Origin of the sequence: Aeromonas sp. QDB11 (assembly GCF_027705265.1) — a bacterium.
Classification (GTDB): Bacteria; Pseudomonadota; Gammaproteobacteria; order Enterobacterales; family Aeromonadaceae; genus Aeromonas; species Aeromonas allosaccharophila.
The window spans coordinates 60,550-81,850 of record NZ_JAPDBM010000009.1 but is presented as its reverse complement, the minus strand read 5'-3'; the positions used below and the strand labels follow the sequence as shown (position 1 = coordinate 81,850).

The following is a 21,301-nucleotide window of genomic DNA, read 5'->3' as shown; positions in this document are numbered from 1 at the left end:
GCGATTAATCAGGGAGTTACCATGAGCGAGACCCAAATCTACCACAATCCGCGCTGCTCCAAGAGTCGCGAAACCCTGGCCCTGCTGGAACAGCACGGGATCGCCCCTGATGTGGTGCTCTATCTGGAGCAGGCCCCGAGCGAAGATGAGATCCGCAACCTGCTCTCTCTGCTCGGTTTTAGCGATCCGCGCCAGCTGATACGCACCAAGGAGGATCTCTATAAAGAGCTGGGATTGGCCGATGTCAGCGGTGATGCCCTTATTCGCGCCATGCACCAGCATCCCAAGCTGATCGAGCGCCCAATTGTCATCAAGAATGGTCAGGCCCGCATTGGTCGCCCGCCGGAGCAGGTGCTGGAGATCCTCAAGTGAGCACCCGCTTCGCACGTTGGCTGACCCTGGTCGGCTTCTTTGGTCTGCTGGGCTGGGTCATCCTCTGGCATCTGTGGCTGTCACCCCACCCGGATCTCAATCCCTGGTTGTTGCCGGTGATCTGGACGGTGCCGCTGCTCTTCCCGCTCAAGGGGATAGTGCAGGGCAACCCCTACACCCACGCCTGGGGCAACTTCGTGTTGATGCCCTATTTCCTCCACGCCCTCACCCTGATCACTACAGATGAGGGGGAGCGGTGGCTGGCGGTGGTGGAGCTGCTGTTCACCACCCTCGCCTTTGTCGGCACCATCTATTACGCCCGCCTGCGTGGCCGGGAACTTGGCTTAAGCATTCGCAAGAAGAAAGATGAAGCCAGCTGATGACAAACGCCCCGCAAGGGGCGTTTTTTATGGCTCTGTCCCAATTACATGTTGAAAGGCTAAGCTTGACGTAGGCCATCACCTTGAGGTCTACCATCATGGATACCCCAGCATTTCAACACCTGCTATCTCTCTTTCCCCAGCTAACCCTGCGCCAGCGCAGTGTTGCTCAACAGGAACTCACAGCGCCCCATGCCATTACCTCTCTCAATGCACAGTTACCAGCATGCCGCGGTTGCCCTCATTGTCACGCCGATGCCGCCCAGCTGGCACCTTGGGGATGGAGTCGGGGACTGCGCCGCTATCGTTGCAAACTGTGTCTGCGCACCAGCTCCGTGCTGGGAAGAGTACGCGCAAGCCCTCATCGAAGGACTGACCGTCCGCCAGGCCGCGATGCGTTGCGGAGTCAGCAAAAACACAGCGTTCCTCTGGCGGCACCGTTTCTTGCGCGCGATGGCAACTCATCAAGCCACTCGTGAAGAAGGCATCGTTGAGGTGGATGAGACCTTCTTCCTCGAGTCGTTCAAGGGGCAGCGGGGACTGCCGCGTCCGCCGCGACATCGTGGTGGTAAAGGGCGAACTCGGGGAACCGGACGGGATTATATTCCGGTGATGGTGGTACAAGACCGGGCTGGCCACCATGCAGATTTTCAGTTGGAAGAGATGAATGCTGAAACAGTCATCGCGGTTTTAAAGCCCCTTGTCTCCAGGGATGCAGTGTTGTGTAGCGATGGCGCGGGTGTGTATACCAGCTTCAGCAAAGTGCAGGGGGTGACACATCAAGTGGTACGCAATCGTCAGGGTGAGCGAGTGGCTGGTGCGTATCACATTCAGCATGTAAATGGATATCACCATAGGTTGAAGGAGTGGATGGTACGCTTCCATGGCGTGGCGACCCACTATCTGAAGAACTATCTGGGTTGGCGCAGGATGCTGGAGCGTTACGGAAGGGGAGTGAATATCAAAGCGTGTTTGCATGAGGCGCTGGGGCACCCCATGCAACACGTAATTGGGACATAGCCTTTTTTATGGGGAAGCAGAACTATCCGCAGGGATCACTGTGCCCCTTGCGCTGCCCGATATTGGGCCAGCTGCTGCTCGCTAAAATCCATCAGCTGGGGATAGAAACGCAAAAATCCCGCCTCGCATGTTTGCCACTGCGCCTCATCGAGGGTCAGCAGCGCTTCTCCCAGTTGTATCGGGCGGCGGAGTCGGCGGCCGATGCCGTTAAGGGCTTGCCCCAGCCCCTCCCTGTGGCGATAGGAGGCGATCCAGTTCTGCTCGGCCATCCGCTTGAGGGGGAGCGGCAACCCGTCCGGCAGATGCGGGTGATCCGCCAATAGTTGGCGGTAGCTCTGCGATAAAAAGTCGGGCAGGGGCTCGGTACTGAACCGCCCCCAGTGCTGGCTCAGCCAGTGGTCGTAGATCATATCCACCACAATCCCGCCAAAGCGGCGCCAGGGGGCCTCGAAACAGGCGACGGCCGCCTTGTGTTCGGGATGGCTGTCGGTGAAGCCGTCGATTTTGCGGTGCAGCCAGATCCCCTCATCGAAGTGGGCAGCAAGAGCGGTGGGCAGCGGCCCCTTGACGAAATCCCCCAGCAGGTTGCCGGTGAGGGAGCTTCGGGTATGAGCAGCCAGATGGAGATGGGCCAGAAAATTCATGGAAAAGTCGCTTCGCAGAGGGACAGTGCCGCTGAGCCTAGCGGATCCGCTTCCCCTTGCCTATGGCTGCCATGACATCGTGATCGGCAGGAAGGGCTTTCACCGGACCGCCAATAGTGGGTAAATAGGGTTTTGCCTCGCGACATTTCACCGGATTGAGAGAAGGAGTAGCCATGATGTTGACCCTGATTGAGGGGGCCGAGATCTTCAGCCCCACCCACCTTGGCCAGCAGGATCTGCTGGTGGCCGATGGCCGTATTGCCTGGATGGGCAAGGGGTTGACGGTGCCTGCAAACTGGCCGCTGAATCGGGTCGATGGTCGTGGCAGTTATCTGGTGCCCGGGCTGGTGGATCCGCTGGCCCATATCACCGGCGGTGGCGGTGAGGGTGGCTTTGCCTTTCGCACCCCGGAACTGGCGGCGAGCGAGGCGCTCAAGGCCGGCGTCACTACCCTGGTGGCGGCGCTTGGCACCGACAGCCTGACCCGCACCCCCGCGCAGGTGCTCGGCAAGGTGCGCGAGTTTCGCGCCGCCGGGGTGAGCGCTTTTATGTATACCGGCTCCTACCATCTACCGGTCAAGACCCTGACCGGCACGGTGGAGTCGGACATCATCCTGATCCCCGAGGTATTGGGGGTGGGGGAGGTGGCCATCAGTGACCACAGATCCAGTGCGCCGACCCACGACGAGCTGGCCAGGCTTGCCAGCGAGGCGCGAGTGGCCGGGCTGCTTGCGGGCAAGAGCGGGGTCAGCTTCTTCCATGTCGGGGATGGAAAGGGGGCATTGGCCCCCCTGCGGGCGCTGCGCGATGAGACCGATATTCCGCTGCGCCAGCTCTATCCCACTCACTGCAACCGCAACCCCTGGCTCTTTGCCGAGGCCATCGAGTGGGGCAAGGCGGGAGGTTGGGTCGACCTCACTACATCGAGCTTTCCCGATCTGCTGGAGGATGGCGAGCGGCTGGCCGCCGATGCGCTCCTCGAGCTGCTGGCCGCCAACGTGCCTGCCGATCGCATCACCTTCAGCTCGGATGCCAACGCCAGCCTGCCGCGCTTTGATGGCGAAGGGCGGCTAATCGAGATGTGCTGTGGTCAGATTGCCAGCCTGTGGCTGCAGTGTGTGCGCGCGACCCGGCTCGGTGTCTCGCTGGAGAGGGCGTTGGCCGCGGTGACGAGCAATCCGGCACAGGCGCTGGGGCTTGGCAGCAAGGGGCGTATCGGGGTCGGGCAGGATGCGGATCTGCTGCTGGTGCACGACCGGACGTTTGCTATCGAAAGGGTGATGAGCGGCGGCCTGTGGCGCGAATAAGGCTGCGGGCAATATCGCAGCCAGTGCGAGTGCGTGGTTGCTCCAAACAGCAAAAGCCCGACAACAAGGTCGGGCTTTTTTATCTGCAATGTGGGAATCAGGCTTAGAGCGCCAGAAACCCGAGGATCAGGATGGGGCCGAGCAGGCTCAGGATAAAGCCGGAGACAATGGCCACCGGCACCACCTGAATGCCCCCTGATTTCTGGATGACCGGCAGGGTGAAGTCCAGCGCCGTGGCGCCGCCATAACCGATGGCTGCCGAGGGGTGGCGTCGCATCAGGACCGGGATGATCAGAATGGCGATAAGCTCACGCCCAAGATCGTTGATAAAGGCAGCAGAACCGAGCACCGGCCCCAGTTTGTCGGCCACCAGAATGCCGGAGAGCGAATACCAGCCGAAGCTCGAGCTCATCGCCAGACCATGGGCAAAGGGCATGCCCAGCAATTGGGCCGCCAGCAGGCTGCCCAGCCAGCTGCTGAGGATGACGGTGGCGGCTATCTTCATCCCCCAGGGGTTGAGCAGGATCTGGCGCAGCCGCATGCCGGAGTTGCGCATCTGCACCCCGATGAGAAACAGCAGCAGCATCAGGGCCCACTCGCTCCACTTGTCGATGGGCAGTGCGCGCAGATCCACCAGTAGACCCAGCAGCACACCGCCGAGCACCACAAAGCAGAGCTGCAGGGATTCCCACAACAGGTGCAACTTGCCCGGCATCTTGGCATCGCTCGCCTCGTGGGTCGGCGGCGTGCGTTTGTCGAGCCACCAGAGGGCCAGCAGGTTGCAGACCGTGATCGCGGTCAGCATCACCCCGGCGACCTTGAAGATCACCGCCAGATTACTGCCCAGGTTCTCCACATAGGCAAGCCCGAGCCCCATCAGAAACAAAATGAGGTAGACCATCTTGCCCAGACTCTGGTTGACCAGCTTGATCAGTCGGGCAGAGGAGAGGGGAACCAGATAGCCGATTGCCAGTGGCAACAGGATCAGCAACACATTGAGCAGCATCGAGGCCTCGATCACAAAAACTGATAAAAACACCACCTTATCATTACTTATTGGCTCTGTGTCACATATCTCTCGCTTTCATGGCCGAAAACAGCCCTTTTGGGGGCAGATTGTTACTTTTTTGCCACAACCTCTCTGTTTGATAAGGTTCTGTGCGAGCCCGAGTGCACCAATGAAATCAAGTTGATCCAATCGGGGTGCCGATATTTCGCTCGGCAAGGGGGTGCATAAAGCCATTTTGGTGCCGGTTTGGCACACATCACGCTTTTCTCTTGCCACTGATATGATTGGGGTATAAAAAGGCGTTATCGGAATAGCCATTGAAACGGCTGTTTATGCAAACAAAGTGCTGAAAAATACGCAAAGAGCGAATAAAAATAGAGCGAATCCCCTGAAGACCCTCGTTCTGTATTGTTTTTTCACTATCCGGGTGATATTTTCGCTGAAGGTTGCCATCGGTTAACTTTTTGTTAAATGGACGATGGTTGAGTCACGCCCCCTGCGGCGTCTAGGGACAGACAAGGTTGTAATGGATGAGCGACGTTGCCGCACTGGAAGTACGTGATCTGCACAAATATTTTGGCACCCACGAAGTGCTCAAGGGCATCGACATGACCGCCCACAAGGGGGATGTGATCTCCCTTATCGGCTCCTCCGGCTCGGGGAAGTCGACCTTTCTTCGCTGTATCAATCTGCTCGAAACCCCCTCATCCGGCACCGTCTCGCTCCATGGCGAGCTGATCCGGATGAAAACCAGTCGCGCCGGCGAGCGGTTGCCCGAGGATATGCGTCAGGTGGAGCGGATCCGCAGCCGGCTGGCCATGGTGTTTCAAAGTTTCAATCTCTGGTCACACATGACCATCATGCAGAACATCATCGAAGTGCCAATCCAGGTGCTCAAGGTGCCTCGCGCCGAGGCGATCGCCAGAGCCGAGCATCTGCTCAACCGGGTCGGGCTGTGGGAGCGGCGCGACTACTATCCCGGCCACCTCTCCGGTGGTCAGCAGCAGCGGGCCGCCATCGCCCGTGCGCTGGCGGTAGAGCCCGAGGTGATGCTGTTCGACGAACCCACCTCGGCGCTGGATCCCGAGCTGGTGGGAGAGGTGCTCGGCCTGATGCGCGAGCTGGCCGAAGAGGGGCGCACCATGCTGGTGGTGACCCACGAGATGTCGTTTGCCCGGGATGTATCGAACAAGGTGATGTTTCTGCATCAGGGGCGGGTGGAAGAGGAGGGCAACCCCAAGGAGATTTTCGCCCATCCCAAATCCGAGCGGTTCAAGCAATTCATCTCCTCCATCTACTGATGGCGGGATGCCTGGTTACCCAATCAACTGTTTTATCAAGGAGAGATACATGAACAAGCTGATGCTGGCGACAGCCGTAGTTACTGCCCTCGCGTCCGGTAGCCTGATGGCCAAGGAGTGGAAAGAGGTCCGGATCGGGGTTGAGGGTGCCTATCCCCCCTTCTCTTGGACCGAGCCCAGTGGCGAGGTGAAAGGTTTTGATATCGACATCGCCAACGCCCTGTGCGAAGAGATGAAAGTGAAGTGCACCCTGGTCAAGCAGGACTGGGACGGCATCATTCCGGCGCTGTTGTCGCGCAAGTTTGACGCCATCATCGCCACCATGGACATCACAGAAGAGCGCAAGAAGAAGGTGGACTTCACCCAGAAGTACCAGCACATTCCGGCCCGCTTCGCCGCCAAGAAGGGCACTGATGTGCAGCTCGACAAAGCCTTTATGGAAGGCAAGTCCGTCGCGGTGCAGCGTGCAACCTCCATGGATACCTTTATTACCGACAACTTCCCCAACGCCACCATCAAGCGTTACGGCACCGCCGATGAAGCCTATCTCGATCTGAAATCCGGTCGTGTGGACTATGTGCTGGCCGACTCTGCCGCCATCACCGACGGTCTGCTGAAGAAAGAGGGCGGTGATGCCTTCGAATTCGTCGGCCCGAAACTGACCGATCCCAAGTGGTTTGGCGAGGGTGCCGGTATTGCGGTGCGCAAGGCTGACAAGGATCTGAAAGAGAAATTCAACGCCGCCATTCTGGCGCTGCGTGCCAACGGCAAGTACAAGGAAATCAACGACAAGTACTTCGAGTTCGACGTTTACGGCGAATAAAACCAGAGGACGTTTACGGCGAGTAAAGGCAGTTCCCTCTCCCTTTGGGAGAGGGCAGGGTGAGGGGACTTGTGACGTTTTGCTCAACGACAAGTAACAGGCCGATCGGCTCACCTCGCCAGTAGTCCCGGGGCCCATGTTCTCTGTGTGGAGCAATGGGCCCTATTAATTGCAATGGAGCTGCATATGTTTGATTTGAAAGGATACGAAGCCTCGCTGCTGGAGGGCGCCTGGGTCACCCTGGAGGTGGCGCTGGCCTCTTTGCTGCTGGCTCTGCTGCTCGGCATGCTGGGGGCGCTGGCCAAACTCTCTCCCTACAAGTGGGCCCGGGCCATCGCCACCGGCTACACCACCATTATTCGCGGTATTCCCGACTTGGTGCTGATGATGCTGCTCTTCTTTGGCGGCCAGGTGCTGATAAACGGCATCTGCAGCTGGGTCAACGAGACTTACAACAGCTGGTTACTGGAGAGTAATCCCAATCAGGAGTGGGTCTCCCTGCTCCCGGACTATATCGACATCAGCCCCTTTGTAGCCGGTGTCGCGACCATCGGTTTTATCTTCGGCGCCTACATGACCGAGACCTTTCGCGGCGCCATTCTGGCGGTGGACAAAGGTGAGCTGGAGGCCGCACGGGCTTTTGGCATGCGGGCAACCCAGGTGTTTGTGCGGATCCTCTTCCCCCAGATGATGCGCCACGCGCTGCCGGGGTTTGGCAACAACTGGCTGGTGCTGCTGAAAACCACCGCGCTGGTCTCCATCATCGGCCTCGATGACATGGTGCGCAAAGCCTCGCTGGCGGCGGGCTCGACCCAGCAACCCTTCACCTTCTACATGGCGGTGGCGCTGATCTTCCTGATCTTCACCGCAGTCTCCACCTCGGCGCTCAAGTGGGCCGAGCGTCACTATGCCATCAAGACGAGGTAAGCCATGGATTTCTCAATCATTCTCAAAGAGTGGCCCACCTACTGGGAGGGGCTCTATACCACCGTCTGGCTGGTGGCCCTCTCTCTGATCCTTGGTCTGATGCTGGCGGTGCCCATGGGCATTCTGCGCAACAGCCGCAACTGGCTGATCAAGGGGCCAATCTGGGCCTATATCTACTTCTTTCGCGGCACCCCGCTGCTGGTGCAGCTCTTTATCATCTACTACGGCGCCGCCCAGTGGGAGTGGCTGAAGAACAGTGCCGCCTGGTCGCTCTTCTCCGAAGCCTGGTTCTGTGCGCTGCTGGCCTTCACCCTCAATACCGCCGCCTATACCGCCGAGATCGTGCGCGGGGCGGTGCACAATATGCCGCGCGGCCAGATTGAGGCTGCCAACGCCTTTGGCATGACTCGCTGGCAGACCCTGACCCGGATCATTTTGCCCAACTCGTTTCGTCGGGCACTGCCGGCTTACAGCAACGAGGTGATCTTCATGCTGCAGGGCTCGGCGGTGGCGGGCATCATCACCATCGTCGATCTGACCGGCGCGGCGCGGATCATCAACTCTCGCTACTACAGTCCGTTCGAGGCGTTTTTGACCGCAGGGCTGCTCTATATGCTGCTCACCTTTGTCATCGTCTGGCTGTTCAAGAAGTGGGAAGCGCGCTGGCACGCCCACCTGCGCCCGCGCAATGTGTAAGGGTTGAGCTGCCAAGATGAGCGAAAATGGCTCCGCCTGTTGCAGGCGAGGCCATTTTTTATCTTTATCCTCTGCCCGCCCGGTTTGCCAAATAGTGCCCGAGCAGGGAGAATGCAGCACTCCCGAGCGCCGCCAGTCGTTGGCTGTGAGCCTTATTCCCCAGTTCCCGAGGTTTTATGTACCGGATATTGTTTGAGCATCCCGCTTTCTTGGTTATCGACAAGCAGCCCGGCATCGGCATGCACGACGAGAAGGGCGACGGGGAGGCGGTCAATCCGGGACTGGTCAATCGCGTGAAGGCCGATACTGGGCTCACCCTCTATCCGGTACACCGGCTCGACAAGATGACCTCTGGGCTGGTGCTGCTGGCTCGCACCACAGAGGCGAATCGCGAGCTGAGCATGGCCTTTGCGGCCCGTGAGGTGAGCAAACAGTATCTGGCGCTCTCCGATCGCAAACCCAAGAAGAAGCAGGGCTGGGTGAAGGGGGATATGCAAAAGGGGCGTGGCGGCAGCTGGATGCTGGTGCGCACGCTGGATAATCCTGCCATCAGCTGGTTCGATTCGGTGTCGGTGCGCGAGGGGCTGCGGCTCTATCGCATCAAGCCCCAGACCGGCAAAACCCACCAGATCCGGGTTGCCCTCAAAAGTATCGGCGCCCCCATTCTCGGGGATGAGCGCTATGGCGGTACGCCAGCCGATCGCGGCTATCTGCACGCCTGGCGACTGAGTTTTACCCTGGCGGGCGAGCCGTTCGACTTTGTCTGCCCGCCCGATGTGGGGAGTGAATTTGTCACTCCCGAGCTCACGGCCGCCATCGCAGCCCTTGCGCCCTGATGCTGATGCGCCCAGCGTCTGACGCCATTATCCATTCAGCGAAAGAGCGTGAGCCTGACGGACGTGCGCCGCGCTGGATCCTGGCCGACTTTGACGACACATTGGCTCCAGGCGACAGCCACGCCGGTCTGCTGCACTATATTTTGCGCCGCCGGATCTGGCCGCTGCTGCTGTTGCCAGTGATTGCGCTCGGTGGTTTGGTCTATCTGGTGCCCAGCCAGCGGCGGCGCGGTATCTCCCTTATCTGGTGGGCCATCACGCTGGGGCTTTCCCCTTTGGGCTGGCGCAAGCTGGTGCGCGCCTATTGCCGCACCAGGCCGGGGCTGTATCGTCAGGCTCGCGAATTGCTGCAACGCGAGGGGGCGCGTTGCTGGGTGATCTCCGCCAGCCCCTGCGCGCTGGTGCGAGCCCAGCTCTATCAGCAACTGCCCGGCCAGTTGCCCCACCGGATCATTGGCTCGCAGATGCACTACCGTTTTGGCGGCCTGATGCCGCGCTTCTATTGCCACGGCCAGCACAAGCTGCTGCCGGAGATCTGCGCCCTCGATGCCGAGCTGGCCCTGAGCGACAGCCTGCACGATCTGCCGCTGCTGGCGTTGGGGAAAGAGGCGTGGTTGATCAATCCGACGCCTGTGCGACTGCAAAAGGCCCGGGCCTGCTTGCCCCATCTGATGGTCAGAAACTGGCAACTGTAAGCCAAAGCTGACAGCCATACTGGTCGTCACCGTTTGATCCGCAGGGCTGCCGCTTGAATGTCACAATCCATTTACATCTTTTGCTGCCAGCTGCGAAAAACTATCTGCAACCCGCCTCTTCTCTTCCTGCTACGCCCTGCTTCTAATGAAACAAGTTGTTAACACTTGCCGCGCCGCTGGGTGCCGCAATCCGTTTTAACCGAATCAAGAGCAAGGAGCGCCCGATGAATGCCACCTCTTCCGTCACCCATACCATCAATCCGTTAGGCACTGACGGTTTCGAGTTTGTCGAGTACACGGCCCCCGATGCCAAGGGGATTGCCGCCCTCAAGAGCCTGTTTGTTTCGCTCGGGTTTGCCGAGGTCGCCAAGCACAAACACAAGCAGTGCTGGCTCTACCGGCAGGGGGATATCAACTTTGTGGTCAATGCTGAGCCTCACTCCCAGGCGGAGCAGTTTGCCAGCCTGCACGGGCCGAGCGTTTGCGGCATGGCATTTCGGGTGAGCGATGCGGGCAAAGCCCAGCAGTTCGCCATCGCCAAGGGGGCCAAGCCCTTTGTCGGCAAGATTGGCCCGATGGAGCTCAATATTCCCGCCATCTACGGTATCGGCGAGAGCACTCTCTCCTTTGTCGACCGTTATGGCGACAAGGGCTCCATCTATGACGTGGATTTTGTCTTCTACCCCGACTGGCAGTCCCGGATGGCAGAGGTAGATGCCGGTCTTATGGAGATCGATCACCTGACCCATAACGTGCATCGCGGCAATATGGATGTCTGGTCCAACTTCTACGAGCGGATCGGCAACTTCCGTGAAATTCGCTACTTCGATATCGAGGGCAAGCTGACCGGGCTGCACTCGCGCGCCATGACCGCTCCCTGTGGCAAGATCCGCATTCCCATCAACGAGTCGGCGGATGACAAGTCCCAGATTGAGGAGTATCTGCGTCAGTACAAGGGGGAGGGGATCCAGCATATCGCCATGGCTTCCAGCGATATCTACCAGACCATCCGCACCCTGCGCAGCCGCGGTACCGGCTTTATGCCGACGCCGGATACCTACTACGAGAAGGTGAACAGCCGGGTCGAGGGGCATCAGGAGGATCTGGCGGCCCTGAAAGAGCTGCGCATCCTTATCGATGGCTCCCCCACCAAGGATGGCATCCTGCTGCAGATCTTTACCGATACCGTGATTGGTCCGGTGTTCTTCGAGATCATCCAGCGCAAGGGCAACGAAGGGTTTGGCGAGGGCAACTTCAAGGCGCTGTTTGAATCGATCGAGCTGGACCAGATCCGCCGTGGTGTGCTGGATGACGCTGAGCATGGCAAAGGAGATCCAAGTAATGCGTAACTGGATAAGTTTCCCCCATCGGGAGGGAACCCACTCCCGTCAGGCCCATGCCGACCTGCCGGAGCAGGCCATCTATGAGCGCGAGCTGGGGCGCAGCGGCTTTTTCGGCCCAGCTACCCACATGCACCACAAGCATGCCCCCACCGAGTGGAGCAGTTGGGAGGGGCCACTGCGGCCACGGCTGTTTGACCTCAATGCCCTGCAAGAGGAGGTGAGCTCCCTCTCCCCCTGGGTGGCCCCCGATATTCTCAGCAATCCACACTGTCGCTACCGTATCTGGCGGCTCTCCGAGGCGATGCCGTTTCTGGTGCGCAACGCCGACGGTGACGAGCTGCTCTTTATCCACGAGGGGGGCGGCGAGTTCTTCTGCGACTACGGCCACCTGACCCTGCGGGACGGCGACTATGTGGTGATCCCCCGTGGCACCATGTGGCGCATCGAACCCGGTTCGCCCATGTTCATCCTGATGATCGAGGCGACCAACGACAGCTATCAGCTGCCGGACAAGGGGCTGGTGGGCAATCACGCCATCTTTGACCCTGCGGCGCTCGATGTGCCCGCCATCAATGAGCGCTTTTTGGCTCAGCAGGATGAGAACCCCTGGTCGCTGCAGGTGAAACGCCACGATCAGGTGTCGGTCATCACCTGGCCGTTCAACCCGCTGGATGCGCAAGGTTGGCACGGGGATTTGTGCGTGGTGCGCCTCAACTGGCGGGATATCCGCCCGCTGATGAGCCACCGTTACCATCTGCCGCCGTCGGCCCATTCGACCTTTGTGGCGAGCCGCTTTGTGATCTGTACCTTCGTGCCGCGCCCCATCGAGAGTGACCCCGGCGCCCTCAAGGTGCCCTTCTATCACAGCAATGACGATTACGATGAAGTGCTCTTTTACCACGCGGGGGACTTCTTTAGCCGGGACAATATCGAGCGGGGCATGGTCACCTTCCATCCCGCTGGCTTTACCCACGGCCCCCATCCCAAGGCGTTTGCGGCGGGGCAGGCCTATGCCAAGAAGTTCACCGACGAGGTGGCGGTGATGCTCGATACCCGCGATGCGCTGAACGTCGGTAGCCTGTGTGAGGGGATCGAGAACACCCGGTATGTTTCCAGCTGGCAGCGCCCGGACGCGGCTGCCGGCAAATAAGGAATCGCTTATGAAATTGGCAACATTGAACAATGGCAAGCGCGATGGCGCTTTGGTGGTAGTGAGCCGGGAGCTGACCCGGGCGGTGCGGGTGAGCGAGATTGCCCCGACTTTGCAGGCCGCCCTCGATGAGTGGATCGAGGTTGTCCCCAAGCTTGAGGAAGTCTATCAGCAGCTTAACGAGGGCCGCGTGGCCGAGGCGTTCCCCTTTGACGAAGCGTCTTGTCTCTCTCCCTTGCCGCGTGCCTACCAGTGGGCCGATGGCAGCGCCTACGTCAACCATGTGGAGCTGGTGCGCAAGGCGCGCGGCGCCGAGATGCCCGATAGCTTCTGGCACGATCCCCTGATGTATCAGGGGGGCTCCGACAGCTTTCTCGCTCCCCGTGGCCCCATCGTGATGGGCTCCGAGGAGTGGGGGATCGATTTTGAGTCAGAAATCGCCATCATCACCGACGACGTGCCGATGGGGGTGAGCGCCCAGGGGGCCGCCAGTCACGTCAAGCTGCTGATGCTGGTCAACGATGTGAGCCTGCGCAACCTGATCCCGGGGGAGCTGGCCAAGGGATTTGGTTTCTTTCAGTCCAAACCATCCAGCGCCTTCTCGCCGGTGGCCATCACCCCCGACGAGCTGGGGGATGACTGGCGCGATGGCAAGGTGCTGCTGCCCCTGCGCACCCATCTGAACGGCACCCTGTTTGGCGCACCGGATGCCGGGGTGGACATGACCTTCAGCTTCTTCGAGCTGATTGCCCACGCCGCCAAGACCCGTCCCCTTGGCGCTGGTTGCATCATCGGCTCCGGCACCGTCTCCAATTACGATCGCAGCGCCGGTTCATCCTGCATCGCCGAGCGCCGCATGCTGGAAATTCTTGATTGTGATCAAGCTACAACCTCCTATTTGCAGTTTGGTGATAGAGTGTCGATCGCGATGGAAGATCGCTCTGGCCAAAACCTGTTTGGCACCATCTCTCAACAAGTGGTGCCTGCGAGCGGTCAGGGAGGTTGATGGCCAGCGCCGGTTGGCGGCAAGGGTATTCCGGATTTGTCTGGATAACTGTGTGCTGCCAACCGGTGCCGGATACACAAGGAGGCAGGTGGCGAGCACCTGCCGGGCTTCGGGCCCAGATAAAAAGCAGGGACAGATTATGTTGCAGTTGTTTGGCTATTGGCGTTCGTCGGCAAGTTTTCGGGTGCGGATCGTGTTGCAGCTCAAGGGGCTCGCCTACGAGCAGCACCCGATCAATTTGCGGCAGGGTGAACAGCGCGAGAAGGCCTATCGCCGCCTCAATCCGCAGGGGTTGGTGCCGTTTCTGGTGGATGGCGATCTGCAGATCGGTCAGTCCGTCGCCATCATGGAGTACCTCGACGAGACCTATCCCGCCTACTCCCTGATGCCCTCTGCCCCCGAGGCGCGGGCCCGGGTGCGCCAGATCGTCAACATGATCGCCTGCGATATCCACCCGCTCAACAATCTGCGGGTGCTGGGCTATCTGGAAGAGCAGGTCAGGGCCAGTAAAGCACAGCAAGCTGACTGGTATCGCCACTGGATTGACGAGACCTTCACTGCCCTCGAGCAGCTGTTGATGACCACAGCCGGTGTCTACTGCGTCGGCAATGAAGTGACCCTGGCCGACTGCATGCTGGTGCCGCAGGTCTACAACGCCCGCCGTTACGAGATGACCCTGGACGATTACCCCACCATCTGCCGCATTGTCGCCAACTGCGAGCAGTTACAGGCCTTTATCAAGGCCGCCCCCGCAAACCAGCCGGATGCGCAGTGATCCGCTGACACTGCTGAAAATGACGGGATGATGTGATCAGGTCATCCCGCTATCTGCCCCCATCTTGATTGATCTCATCGCTGGTTTGCCTCCGGGGCTGCTGGTGAATCGACTTATTGTCAAAAACTCCGCTCTTGTCACAGTTATCAATATTTTGAGTTGTAGCGCGCTTCATTGTTGGTGTTTTGCGTTATTAATCACACTCCCATTAGTTGATTAAGCCTAGTATCGCCACGCCTGAGGTATAGGCGAAGGGGAGATGCGAACAGGTCGCTTATCATGGGCGCCTAGGTTTCTGTCGATTGTCCCGCGATTTGTCCGCACCTCTCTTTTTCATTTTTTAAGGTTTGATGGCCCGCACTGCCCGGCCGCTGTCACTGTGGCTATCCCTTGTGACAGAGGCAGGTTGACTGGCGAGCCACCGTTTATTTGCAACCACTCTGTGCAACAAGGAGATCTCATGCATTCCTTCAAAAAGTGCGTCGTCGCACTCTCCATCAACCTTGCCCTCTTCTCATCGGCGTTCGCTTGTACCACCTTGCTGGTTGGCAGTGAGGCCAGTGCCGATGGCTCCATGATGGTGGCCCGCAGCGCCGACAGCGATGCCCTGAAAGCCCAGCATTTCGTGATCCATCCGGCCAAGCAGGGGCAAAGTGGCGTGCACAGCTCCAGGGCTCACAACGGCGCCAATGATTTCAGCTACCCCTTGCCGAAAAACTCCCTGCGCTATACCACAGTGCCGAACTGGAAGACCCAGCTGCACGGCGCCACCGGGTTCAATGAGAAGGGGGTAGGGGTGAGCGGCACCGAGTCCATTTTCGCCTCACCCGAAGCGCTCGCCGTTGATCCCTATGTGGAAGACAAGGGGATCACCGAAGATGACATTCCCGATGTGCTGCTCTCCCGGTCCACCTCGGCCCGCGAGGCGATCGCCTTGCTTGGCAACATCATCGAGACCATAGGCGCGGGAGAGGGATTTGGTGTCGCCGTGGTGGATGACAACGAGCTCTGGTATCTGGAGACCGCCACCGGCCACCACTGGATGGCGCAGCGTCTGCCGAAAAATCACTATTTTGCCACCGGCAATCAGGGCCGCCTGCAGCAGTACGATCCGGCCAGTGCCGACATGATGGGCTCGAAAAATCTGATTGAATTTGCCACCGAGAAGGGGCTCTACCATCCGCAAAAGGATGGGGCGTTCAACTTCTCGAAAGCCTATACCCGCGATGATGAGCGGGATCGCACCTATAACGATCCGCGGGTCTGGACCATCCAGCAGATGTTTAACCCCTCGCTCAAGCAGGCAGTGGATGCCGGTCGCCAGTTCCCGGTCACCCTCTCCCCAGAGAAGAAGATGACGCTGGAGGAGGTCAAGGCAGTGCTGCGCAATCACTATGACGGCACCGAGCACGATCCCTACAGCAAGGGGTTGAACGGTCAGGAGCCGTGGCGCCCCGTCAGCGTGTTTCGCACCTACGAGTCCCATGTGATGCAGGTACGCCCCTGGATGCCGCGCGAGGTGGGGGAGGTGACCTATGTGGGCCTCGGCATGGCGGATCTGACCGCCTTCGTTCCCTACTACAGCGGTCTGGAAGCCTATCCGGCGCACTATGCCATGGGCAGCGACAAGGCCGACAGCGACTCCATCTACTGGAAATATCGCAAGCTGCAGACCCTGGTGATGACCGATTACCCCAAGTTGGCTCCCATGGTGAAGCAGGCGTACCAGAGCTGGGAGGCGAAGATCGCCAAAGAGCAGAAAGAGATGGAAGCCAACTATCTGAAAACGGCCAAGACCGACAAGGTTGCCGCCAACAGCATGCTCAACGACTTCAATCTGCGGGTGATGCAGGAGGCCGAAACGCTGACGGAAGATCTGACCAACCAGATCTTCACGGTGCGCACTCAGGATATTCAGGCCGATATCTTCTTCGCCAACAAGGCGAAAAAGGATTAATCGCGACGCACTCATCATGCCAAAGAGGGGCCCAGATGGTCAGCCTGAGCGGCCGCCGGGCTGATCGGTTCCTCTGATCACTTTCCCACTCTCGATGCCGGAGCCTGTGCTCCGGCATTTTTCCTCTATGACATCCTGCCAATGTGTCTGGCCCGGGCAGTGGATTTCGCTACCCGATACGAAAGCAGAGACTTTCATTCAGGTTTTTATTTCGCCTTTCAGCATATCAGGCATGTGATCAGCTACCCACTTTTGGTTATCTGATGGCTTTTATGCAGCTTTTCTGTGTTATTTATCACTACCCGTTGATTCGACTGTGATGGGCACTCTCTTTATCCATCTCATTTTTTCTCGTTAATCCAAGGTTTTATCGCTTCATCAGACGGCTGTTTGCAGAAAAAGGCGGCTGCTTTCTGAATAAGGTGACCGCGCCGCCGGATCTCGTCACGGCATCATATCCGTCACTACTCACAGGACTACCGCAATGCAGATTGTCGACCGATTTTTGGGATACACCGCCATCAATACCACCACCAACCGTGAAGCGGGCGCCGCCGGGGTGATGCCCTCCTCCCCGGGGCAGCGGGTGCTGGCTGACAAGGTGGCGCAGGAGCTGATTGCGCTGGGGCTGACCGTGGAGGTGGCGGACAACGCCATCCTGACCGCCACCCTGCCTGCCAATGTGGCGGGGGATCTGCCCACCGTGGCCTTCTTTGCCCATCTCGATACCAGTGCCGAACACACCAACGATACCCATGCCCAAGTCGTGGCCTATGAAGGGGGGGATATCTGCCTCAATGCCGAGCAGCAGATCACCCTGCGCCAGAGCGAGTTCCCGGAGCTGGCCAACTATGTTGGCGATCACATCATCGTGACCGACGGCACCAGCCTGCTGGGGGCCGATGACAAGGCGGCCATCGCCGCCATCGTCAATGCGGTGGCCTATCTGCAGGCACACCCGGAGATCCCTCACGGCACCATCAAAATTGGTCTGGTACCTGACGAGGAGCAGGGGCTGCGCGGGGCCAAGGCGTTTGATACCGAACGTTTTGGCGCTGACTTCGCCTATACCCTCGACTGCTGCGGGATTGGCGAGCTGGTCTATGAGAACTGGAATGCGGGGGATGCGGAGTTTGTCTTTCACGGTGCCTCGGCCCACCCCATGTCGGCCAAGGGCAAGCTGAAAAACTCCCTGCTGATGGCCCACAAGTTTATCGCCATGCTACCGGGGGGCGAAGCGCCTGAATATACCGAGGGGCGTGAAGGTTACTACTGGGTCAAGCAGATGCAGGGCAACAGCGCCCAAACTGTGCTGAAACTGGATGTGCGCGACTTCACTCAAGAAGGTTATCAGCAGCGAATGACACTGCTCGACACCCTCGGCAAGAGCTGTCAGGCCCTGTGGGGAGAGCAGAGCGTGAGTTACCACTTGAGCGATCGCTACAGCAATGTCTTCAACAGTTTGCAGGGCGATAATCGTTATCCCATCGAACTGGCGCTGGCCGCTTATGAAACGCTGGGGATCACCCCAAAACCCATCCCTATGCGCGGCGGTTATGATGGTGCCGTGCTCTCCCAGAAGGGATTGCCCTGCCCGAACCTCTTCACCGGTGCCCACAACTTTCACTCCATCTACGAGTACCTGCCGGTCAGCTCCCTCGAGGCGGCCAGTGCCGTAGTGGTCGAGATCATCAAGCTCACCCACGCCCGTTTCAGCCGCTAAGGAGTCGTCATGTTTCAGGTAGTGATTGCAGTGCTGGTCATCGTGCTGGTGGCCAGACTGATCCTCAAAGGCTATCGGGCCGAGCCGGTGCTGTTTGCCGCCGGTCTGGTGCTGATGGTGGCAAGCCAGCTGGCAGGGTGGGGGAGTGTGCTGCCCAAAGGGGTCGAGAGCACCGGGATTGCCCTGTTCGATCCGTTTGAGGTGATGCGGGATCTGTTCAGCTCGCGGGCGGCCGATCTTGGTTTGATGATCATGGCGCTGATGGGCTTTGCCCATTACATGGATCATATCGGTGCCAATGATGCGGTGGTGCGCATTGCGATTCGTCCACTGCGCCGGTTGCGCTCCCCCTATGTGTTGCTGTTCTTTTCCTATCTGCTGGCCAGCGCGCTGCAACTGGCGATCCCCTCGGCGACCGGTCTGGCGGTACTGCTGATGGCGACCCTGTTCCCCATCATGGTGGGGCTGGGGCTCTCTGCGGCCTCGTCGGCCGGGGTGATTGCCACCTCCCTCGGGGTGGCCTATACCCCGACTGCTATCGACGCCATCCGTGCAACCGATGCGGTGGGCATGGGCCATAACGTGATCGAGTATGTCTACACCTATCAGGGGCCAGCCGCACTGGCGACCGTGCTGGTGGTGGGCTTGATGCACGTATTCTGGCAGCGGCGCTGCGATCTGCAGGAGGGGCACCTTCATCAGGGCGCGGCTGCGGTGGACGACTCAGAGCAACAGGTCGGAGTCCCCGGCTTTTATGCCATCTTGCCTATGCTGCCCATCATCATGGCGGTGGGCTTCTCTTCCCTGTTTGTCGATCACATCAAGCTCAACGTCATCACCATAGTGATGATCTCGATGTTTATCAGCATGGTGGTAGAGGCGGCCAGAACCCGTGACATGAAGCAGGTGTGCGGCGGTTTCAGCCACTTTCTCAATGGCATGGGGTCAGCGTTCAGCAACGTAGTGGGGCTGCTGGTGGCGGCGGGGATCTTCGCTCACGGCATCAAGGTGTTGGGGGTGATCGATATCCTGATCGTCGGCGCCGAACATGTGGGGCTGCCCGCCTTTGCCATGGCGATCGTTTTTGCACTGGTGACGCTGGTTGCCGCCATCATCATGGGCTCCGGCAATGCACCCTTCCTCGCCTTTGTCGAGCTGATCCCGCAGATCGCTGCCAGCATGGGGGTCAATACCGCCGCCATGATCCTGCCGATGCAGCAGGCCTCCCACATGGGGCGCGCCATGTCGCCGGTCTCCGGGGTGATCATCGCGGTCTCCAGCGGTGCCAAGCTGACCCCGTTCGCGGTGATCAAGCGCACCTCGGTGCCCCTGATGGTCGGTTTTGTCTTCCATACCCTGATCGTGGGGATCTTCTATCTGTAACTGCTCCTTCGGTTATCCGGAGATGAAATAACGAAAAGCCCTTCACCATGGTGAAGGGCTTTTTGCTATCTGGCGTTATCCGCTCGGGTGAACCCGTTCGGGCTTAGTAGCCCTGCTGGTGCACGTCCATCACGGCGCGGCCAGATGGGTCGGCCATCTCCTTGAACTTGGCATCCCACTCCAGCGCGGTGGGGGTGGAGCAGGCGACCGACTTGCCGTAGGGCACGGTGCGGGCGGCGGCTTCCAGCGGGAAGTGCTCGTCGAAGATGGCGCGGTAGAAGTAGGCCTCTTTGGTGAGCGGGGTGTTGATGGGGAAGCGGAATTCCGCCGCCTCGAACATCTGATCCGTCACTTCCTGTTCCACCATGGCTTTCAGGCTGTCGATCCACGAATAACCTACGCCGTCGGAGAACTGCTCCTTCTGGCGCCATGCCACTTCGTGGGGCAGCAGATCCTCGAACGCTTCGCGCAGGATGTGCTTCTCGATCTTGCCGTTGCCGCACATCTTGTCGGCAGGTTGCAGGCGCATCGCCACGTCCATGAACTCCTTGTCGAGGAAGGGCACACGACCTTCCACGCCCCAGGCGGCCATCGATTTGTTGGCGCGCAGGCAGTCATAGAGGTGCAAGGAGGCGAGCTTGCGCACGTTCTCTTCGTGGAATTCTTTGGCGTTGGGCGCCTTGTGGAAGTAGAGATAGCCACCGAACAGCTCGTCGGAACCTTCACCGGAGAGCACCATCTTGATCCCCATCGCCTTGATATAGCGGGCCATCAGATACATCGGCGTGGAGGCACGGATGGTGGTGACGTCATAGGTCTCGAGGTGATAGATGACATCCCGCAGGGCATCCAGACCCTCTTGCACGGTGAAGTGGATCTGGTGGTGGATGGTGCCCAGATGATCGGCCACTTTACGGGCGGCAGCCAAGTCAGGCGAGCCTTCCAGCCCCACGGCAAAGGAGTGCAGTTGCGGCCACCAGGCTTCGCTCTTGCCATCGTCTTCCACCCGACGGGCGGCGTAGATCTTGGTGATGGCGGAGATGACGGACGAATCCAGCCCGCCGGAGAGCAGCACGCCATACGGCACGTCGCACATCAGCTGGCGTTTGACCGCCGCTTCCAGCGCTGCTTTCAGCTCGGCCTTGTCGCTGACGTTGTGCTCGACCGCGCTGTACTCCATCCAGTCGCGCTTGTACCACTGTTTAAGCTCGCCATCCTTGCTCCACAGGTAGTGTCCCGGCGGGAAGGTTTCAACACTCTTGCAGACCGGCACTAGCGCCTTCATCTCGGAGGCGACATAGAAATTGCCGTGTTCGTCGCGACCGGTATAGAGGGGGATGATCCCCATGTGGTCACGACCAATCAGGTAGGCATCCTGTTCGGCGTCATAGAGGATAAAGGCGAAGATGCCGTTGAGATCGTCGAGAAACGCCGGGCCCTTCTCCTTGTAGAGGGCCAGCAGCACTTCACAGTCTGATTTGGTCTGGAACTGGAAATCGACCTTGAGGTTCTTCTCCAGCTCTTTGTGGTTGTAGATCTCGCCGTTGACGGCCAATACGTGAGTGCGCTCGGGGTTGTAGAGCGGCTGGGCGCCATTGCCCGGATCGACGATGGCCAGGCGCTCGTGCACCAGAATCGCTTTGTCGGAGCTGTAGACGCCGGACCAGTCTGGCCCGCGGTGACGAAGTCGCTTGGACATCTCCAGCGCCGATTTGCGCAATAGAGCCGGGTCGGTTTTGATGTCCAGAATGCCGAAAATAGAACACATTGGCGGTAATCCTCTTGATTTTTATATGAGCCCCCCACGTCCGGGCTCGAAATTCCATTTACATTCCTCGTCAGACACAATGCCTAGCGGAAAAACCTTTTGCAAGCGGGAAAACCGCAGAAAATCATGCCGTAAGCGTCAAGCGGATCAACGGGATAAGGGGGCCGGTAGTGGCACCGGTCGTGG

Annotated in this window: 19 protein-coding genes and 1 pseudogene; 17 read left to right on the top strand and 3 right to left on the bottom strand. The window is 59.3% G+C overall.

From position 1 onward, the window contains the following. Window positions 1–21 precede the first annotated feature (21 nt). The 3 genes and pseudogenes from arsC (at window position 22) to OKC40_RS04875 (ending at window position 1,772) form a co-directional block, all read left to right on the top strand. On the top strand, window positions 22–372 hold the full coding sequence (gene arsC / locus OKC40_RS04885; protein WP_270794329.1) for an arsenate reductase (glutaredoxin): 351 nt from the start codon (window positions 22–24) through the stop codon (window positions 370–372). Beyond that, window positions 369–752, top strand: coding sequence for a DUF2069 domain-containing protein (locus tag OKC40_RS04880; protein WP_197930549.1), 384 nt, complete (start codon window positions 369–371; stop codon window positions 750–752). Before arsC ends, OKC40_RS04880 begins: the two co-directional genes overlap by 4 nt. A 98-nt stretch (window positions 753–850) precedes the next feature. After that, window positions 851–1,772, top strand: a pseudogene (locus OKC40_RS04875) (IS1595 family transposase). Window positions 1,773–1,807: 35 nt separating this feature from the next. Here OKC40_RS04875 and OKC40_RS04870 read toward each other — a convergent pair. Then, window positions 1,808–2,416: an acyl carrier protein phosphodiesterase gene (locus OKC40_RS04870; protein ID WP_270794324.1), complete on the bottom strand. Its 609-nt coding sequence runs from the start codon at window positions 2,414–2,416 to the stop codon at window positions 1,808–1,810. Window positions 2,417–2,592: 176 nt separating this feature from the next. Between OKC40_RS04870 and iadA the strand changes: the two genes are divergently transcribed. Continuing rightward, entirely contained in the window at window positions 2,593–3,723 is a 1,131-nt protein-coding gene (gene iadA / locus OKC40_RS04865; protein ID WP_270794345.1) for a beta-aspartyl-peptidase, read from the top strand. 103 nt (window positions 3,724–3,826) lie between these two features. Here iadA and OKC40_RS04860 read toward each other — a convergent pair whose 3' ends face one another. Continuing rightward, window positions 3,827–4,729 (bottom strand): lysine exporter LysO family protein, encoded by a 903-nt coding sequence (locus tag OKC40_RS04860; protein WP_227343036.1) that lies wholly within the window; start codon window positions 4,727–4,729, stop codon window positions 3,827–3,829. Window positions 4,730–5,262: 533 nt separating this feature from the next. On the opposite strand from OKC40_RS04860, the gene OKC40_RS04855 reads away from it, so the two are divergent. The 13 genes from OKC40_RS04855 (at window position 5,263) to dcuC (ending at window position 19,347) form a co-directional block, all read left to right on the top strand. Beyond that, window positions 5,263–6,033, top strand: a complete 771-nt coding sequence (locus OKC40_RS04855; protein WP_270794323.1) for an ABC transporter ATP-binding protein — start codon at window positions 5,263–5,265, stop codon at window positions 6,031–6,033. Window positions 6,034–6,082: 49 nt separating this feature from the next. Beyond that, a complete protein-coding gene (locus OKC40_RS04850) occupies window positions 6,083–6,856 on the top strand; it encodes an ABC transporter substrate-binding protein (protein ID WP_005337307.1) in 774 nt (257 codons plus the stop codon). A 186-nt stretch (window positions 6,857–7,042) separates the two neighbouring features. Further along, window positions 7,043–7,783: an ABC transporter permease gene (locus tag OKC40_RS04845; RefSeq protein WP_042022322.1), complete on the top strand. Its 741-nt coding sequence runs from the start codon at window positions 7,043–7,045 to the stop codon at window positions 7,781–7,783. A gap of 3 nt (window positions 7,784–7,786) precedes the next feature. After that, window positions 7,787–8,479, top strand: a complete 693-nt coding sequence (locus OKC40_RS04840; protein ID WP_005337302.1) for an ABC transporter permease — start codon at window positions 7,787–7,789, stop codon at window positions 8,477–8,479. A 176-nt stretch (window positions 8,480–8,655) separates the two neighbouring features. Then, on the top strand, window positions 8,656–9,315 hold the full coding sequence (locus OKC40_RS04835) for a TIGR01621 family pseudouridine synthase (RefSeq protein ID WP_270794321.1): 660 nt from the start codon (window positions 8,656–8,658) through the stop codon (window positions 9,313–9,315). After that, on the top strand, window positions 9,315–10,010 hold the full coding sequence (locus OKC40_RS04830) for an HAD family hydrolase (RefSeq protein WP_270794320.1): 696 nt from the start codon (window positions 9,315–9,317) through the stop codon (window positions 10,008–10,010). The genes OKC40_RS04835 and OKC40_RS04830 overlap by 1 nt, the downstream gene beginning before the upstream one ends. 224 nt (window positions 10,011–10,234) lie before the next feature. Then, complete coding sequence (hppD, locus tag OKC40_RS04825; RefSeq protein ID WP_270794318.1) at window positions 10,235–11,359, top strand: 4-hydroxyphenylpyruvate dioxygenase; 1,125 nt, start codon at window positions 10,235–10,237, stop codon at window positions 11,357–11,359. Then, window positions 11,352–12,503, top strand: a complete 1,152-nt coding sequence (locus OKC40_RS04820; RefSeq protein WP_270794316.1) for a homogentisate 1,2-dioxygenase — start codon at window positions 11,352–11,354, stop codon at window positions 12,501–12,503. The genes hppD and OKC40_RS04820 overlap by 8 nt, the downstream gene beginning before the upstream one ends. Before the next feature lie 10 nt (window positions 12,504–12,513). Next, window positions 12,514–13,509: a fumarylacetoacetate hydrolase family protein gene (locus OKC40_RS04815; RefSeq protein ID WP_270794314.1), complete on the top strand. Its 996-nt coding sequence runs from the start codon at window positions 12,514–12,516 to the stop codon at window positions 13,507–13,509. A gap of 139 nt (window positions 13,510–13,648) precedes the next feature. Continuing rightward, on the top strand, window positions 13,649–14,284 hold the full coding sequence (gene maiA, locus OKC40_RS04810; RefSeq protein ID WP_234604619.1) for a maleylacetoacetate isomerase: 636 nt from the start codon (window positions 13,649–13,651) through the stop codon (window positions 14,282–14,284). A 460-nt stretch (window positions 14,285–14,744) separates the two neighbouring features. Beyond that, window positions 14,745–16,241, top strand: a complete 1,497-nt coding sequence (locus tag OKC40_RS04805) for a C69 family dipeptidase (protein ID WP_270794312.1) — start codon at window positions 14,745–14,747, stop codon at window positions 16,239–16,241. 484 nt (window positions 16,242–16,725) lie between these two features. Next, a complete protein-coding gene (gene pepT, locus OKC40_RS04800; protein ID WP_270794310.1) occupies window positions 16,726–17,964 on the top strand; it encodes a peptidase T in 1,239 nt (412 codons plus the stop codon). A 9-nt stretch (window positions 17,965–17,973) separates the two neighbouring features. Continuing rightward, window positions 17,974–19,347, top strand: a complete 1,374-nt coding sequence (dcuC, locus tag OKC40_RS04795) for a C4-dicarboxylate transporter DcuC (protein ID WP_270794309.1) — start codon at window positions 17,974–17,976, stop codon at window positions 19,345–19,347. 103 nt (window positions 19,348–19,450) lie between these two features. On the opposite strand, the gene asnB is transcribed toward dcuC, so the two are convergent. Further along, window positions 19,451–21,115 carry an asparagine synthase B gene (asnB, locus tag OKC40_RS04790; RefSeq protein WP_270794307.1) on the bottom strand — a complete coding sequence of 555 codons (1,665 nt, stop codon included), beginning with the start codon at window positions 21,113–21,115 and terminating at the stop codon, window positions 19,451–19,453. Window positions 21,116–21,301 lie beyond the last annotated feature (186 nt).